The sequence below is a fragment of the Pedobacter sp. HMWF019 genome (assembly GCF_003061025.1).
Taxonomy (GTDB): Bacteria; Bacteroidota; Bacteroidia; order Sphingobacteriales; family Sphingobacteriaceae; genus Pedobacter.
On the sequence record NZ_QAIL01000271.1, the window covers coordinates 1 to 3768 of the forward strand.

Genomic DNA, 3768 nt, shown 5'->3' on the forward strand with positions numbered 1-3768 from the left:
AAGTATAGCCAGGTGACCCGTGTGGAGGATGAACATGCAGACCGGGGTGGAGATGGTATTACGTATGTATATTTAAAATGATAATTAACCCCCGGACTAACAAAGTTCGGGGGACTTTTTTTAATTTAGCAATCAAACCAAATATATGATCAATAAAGTGGTATCGGGGGCTATAGAAGCCATCCGGGATATAGAAGACGGTGATACGTTAATGCTGGGGGGATTTGGCCTTTGCGGGATTCCTGAAAACTGCATTACGGCACTGGTGAAAAAGAACGTGAAGGACCTGACCTGCATTTCCAATAATGCCGGGGTAGATGATTTTGGCATTGGGCTGATGCTGCAGCAGCGCCAGGTTAAAAAGATGATTTCTTCTTATGTTGGAGAGAATGCAGAATTTGAAAGACAACTGCTGAGTGGTGAACTGGAGGTTGAACTGATTCCGCAGGGTACTTTGGCAACACGTTGTATGGCTGCTGGTTATGGTATGCCTGCAATATTTACACCTGCGGGTGTGGGTACTGAAGTGGCTGAAGGTAAAGAGGTGCGAAACTTTAATGGAAAGGATTACCTGATGGAGTATGCTTTTGAGGCTGATTTTGCGATTGTAAAAGCCTGGAAAGGAGATACAGCGGGTAACCTGATCTACAGGTCGACGAGTAGAAATTTTAATCCAGTCATGGCGATGGCGGGAAAAGTAACCATTGCCGAGGTCGAGATTCTGGTGGAAGCCGGAGAACTGGATCCGGATCAGGTCCATACACCCGGAGTATTTGTACACCGTATTTTTCAAGGGGCTGACTATGAGAAGAGAATTGAACAACGTACGGTAAGAACTAAAAATTAACGGTCACATGCTGGATAAAAATGGAATTGCGAAACGTATCGCAAAAGAAATAAAAGATGGTTACTATGTGAATCTTGGAATAGGGATTCCAACATTGGTTGCCAATTATATCCCTTCGGGAATCAACGTCGTTTTACAGTCTGAGAACGGATTATTGGGTATGGGCCCTTTTCCTTTTGAAGGAGAAGAGGATGCGGATCTGATCAATGCAGGGAAACAAACGATTACAACTTTACCAGGTTCATCTATATTTGATTCGGCCTTGAGTTTTGGAATGATCAGGAGTCAGAAGATTGACCTGACGATACTGGGTGCTATGGAAGTTTCTGAAAACGGAGATATTGCCAATTGGAAGATTCCTGGTAAAATGGTGAAAGGAATGGGGGGTGCTATGGACCTTGTGGCTTCTGCCAAGAATATTATAGTGGCGATGCAGCATGTGAACAAAGCGGGGGAGAGTAAGCTGTTGCCAAAATGCACCTTGCCTTTAACAGGTGTACATTGTATTAAAAAGATTGTAACCGAGCTTGCAGTCCTTGATGTACTGCCTGAGGGTGGCTTTCAATTAATCGAAAGAGCACCGGGGGTGAGTGTTGATTACATTAGAAACGCAACCTCAGGCAGACTTCTGGCCGACGATAACACGCCGGAAATGCATATAGATTAATTGTCCAGACAGAATTTGGCTTTCAGATCGAGGGCTATTTTTTCGGTAATAGCAATGATCTCATCGGGTGTGTTGTTGTTGTTCATCACAACCATATTGCATTCTTCTTTGTACGGCAATAAAAATTCTTTATAAGATGGCACAACGTGGTTGTGCCATTTGTATAATACGTCTTCTTCAGAATAGCCGCGTTCCATACCGTCTCTCTTTACTCGGCGGTCCAGGGCAACAGATTCTTCGGCTTCTACAAAGATCTTATGGTCCAGCAGTGCTGCAATTTCTTTGAAATGAAGGATGAAAAGGCCTTCTACTATGATAATTGGCGCGGGGCTGATCTCCAGGATCTTGACTACGGCCAAAGGGTTGTTAAAGTTGTATTCTTTTTTGTAGATCACTTCTCCTTTCAGGAGTTTCCTGATATCAAGATTGAACTGCTCGTTGTCAATGGTGGAAGGAAGATCAAAGTTGTATAATCTATTCTCTTCCTGTGTCATTTCTCCAACAGGGATGTAATAATCATCCTGTGAAACTAAAGTGACCTCATCATTTTTAAAATGATGAAGGAAACAATTTAAAAAGAAAGTTTTACCGGAACCGCTTCCACCCGCAATCCCAATAATAAAAGGTTTATTGTTCATTAGTATCTTGTCCGCTGTAGGTTAAATTACAAAAAAATCTTTTGTCCAGCGCACCCAGTGCGTCTGCTACAGCTTTTGTCATTACAATGATAACATCTTTTGTGGACTCATTCTCTGTAAATTTACCAACAACCTTTGCGAAGGTAGAGCGGTTGCTCATCGGATTGGTGATTTTTATTACTGTTCCTATGGGTGCAGTGCGGTGTAACACAAGCATTTTAGTCGGATCAAGGCCTTCTTCTGCAATCCATACAGCGGTTCCTTTTTCGTCAATTTGATTTAGCCCATATCTGCTTGGTGCGTATTTCAAGGAAGGATTTTTAATGGTAGATACGCTATCGGCCTCTGCATCTGAATCTGTTACTGGTGGGGTATAAGGTTTTTTTACCGGGTATAGTCCTTTGATCAATAGCTTCTGCCCAATTCTAAGGGAAGCATCCGGCAAATTGTTCTTTGCCTTTACCTGATCCATGGTTAGGCCATATTTTGTGGCAATGGAATACAGGGTTTCATTCGAGGCTACCGTGTGTTCTATGAATTCTTCCTGTGCTGAAGTATCTGCGGGAGATTGAAGGGGTTGTGTCTTTTTATCCAGGCCTGGTTTTTTCTGTCCTGATGGTGTAGTCTCTGTTACTACCGGTTGACCTGCATTTGACGTTTCGGGATTTTGACCTTGTTTGGCTGGGATTTTTAGGACCTGAGCTATTCTAAGGTTGCTGGAATTTAGTCCGTTAAGTTTTTTGATTTCCTCAATGGTTGTTCCGTATTTGTCGGCCAGCATGCCCAGGTTTTCTTTGGCTTTTACAACGTGCTCAATGTACGCTCCGTTTTCTCCTGCAATTGCATCTGTGTTTTTTACAGCTTCAGGGCGTTTGGAAGGGAAAATTGGTTCATTAGCCGCTGTTTGCGCAGGTCTCTGTTCTTGCTTTTGTTTCTGTTCTGGTTGCTGTTCGGATCCTGCTTGTGCCGGCATTTTTAAAACCTGGCCTATTCTCAGATGAATAGAGTTTAGGTCGTTAATCCTTTTGATTTCATTTACTGTAGTTCCAAACCTTTCAGCAAGCCTGTTTAGATTGTCTTTGGCTTGTATCGTGTACTCGGTATAGTTTCCATTGTCAGAAGAAGTGTTTGCCGGTGGATTTTTTGCGGCCGTACTGATCTGGTCTTTAAATGGAATATTGGTTGGTACTTTAATGATGACTCCGATTTGAAGGTATTTGTTGTCGTTAAAGGTGATGATCTCTTTGGGCTGAACATTGTACAGTCTTCCTATAGAATAGTAGGTGTCGTGCTGAACTACTTTATGAAGGATTACTTTTTTGCCTTTCAGATTTTCCACGCCTATGGAGTCTCTTAGGTTAGAGGCTGAGGCAGAGGATATGTTGAGGAAGGCAGCTACTGCTGCCAATATATAATATTTTTGCATTAATGTTGTGTCAAGTTAACTCTGGCAATTATACGAATAAATTCTAAGAGGTTAAATTCTATATCAAGAACGGGAAAGAAGGGTGCGTATTATAAAATAGTGTGAAAAAAGCTTGCTGGAAAAATCAATATTACTCTTCGAGGACTGGACTCCTTGCCCCGCTGCGCTCTTGTGGCAAGGCGCCCTGAGG

The 3768-nt window shown here is 42.5% G+C and carries 4 protein-coding genes; 2 read left to right on the plus strand and 2 right to left on the minus strand.

Going from position 1 to position 3768, the window contains the following annotated elements:
- The first annotated feature begins 145 nt into the window (after positions 1–145).
- The gene (locus tag DBR11_RS15700) at positions 146–847 is read left to right on the plus strand and encodes a CoA transferase subunit A (RefSeq protein ID WP_108553604.1); all 702 of its coding nucleotides are present in this window, start codon (positions 146–148) and stop codon (positions 845–847) included.
- A gap of 7 nt (positions 848–854) precedes the next feature.
- Complete coding sequence (locus DBR11_RS15705) at positions 855–1514, plus strand: 3-oxoacid CoA-transferase subunit B (RefSeq protein ID WP_108553605.1); 660 nt, start codon at positions 855–857, stop codon at positions 1512–1514.
- Here DBR11_RS15705 and DBR11_RS15710 read toward each other — a convergent pair.
- Together DBR11_RS15710 and DBR11_RS15715 are read right to left on the minus strand one after the other, a co-directional pair.
- On the minus strand, positions 1511–2152 hold the full coding sequence (locus tag DBR11_RS15710) for a uridine kinase (RefSeq protein ID WP_108553606.1): 642 nt from the start codon (positions 2150–2152) through the stop codon (positions 1511–1513). The two genes, DBR11_RS15705 and DBR11_RS15710, sit on opposite strands and share 4 nt — an antisense overlap.
- Complete coding sequence (locus tag DBR11_RS15715) at positions 2142–3578, minus strand: LysM peptidoglycan-binding domain-containing protein (protein WP_108553607.1); 1437 nt, start codon at positions 3576–3578, stop codon at positions 2142–2144. The genes DBR11_RS15710 and DBR11_RS15715 overlap by 11 nt, the downstream gene beginning before the upstream one ends.
- Between the last annotated feature and the right edge of the window lie 190 nt (positions 3579–3768).

Coding starts and splice junctions, on each gene's coding strand:
- DBR11_RS15700 (WP_108553604.1), top strand. CDS start 146: ATGATCAATAAAGTGGTATCGGGGGCTATAGAAGCCATCCGGGATATA.
- DBR11_RS15705 (WP_108553605.1), top strand. CDS start 855: ATGCTGGATAAAAATGGAATTGCGAAACGTATCGCAAAAGAAATAAAA.
- DBR11_RS15715 (WP_108553607.1), bottom strand. CDS start 3,578: ATGCAAAAATATTATATATTGGCAGCAGTAGCTGCCTTCCTCAACATA.
- DBR11_RS15710 (WP_108553606.1), bottom strand. CDS start 2,152: ATGAACAATAAACCTTTTATTATTGGGATTGCGGGTGGAAGCGGTTCC.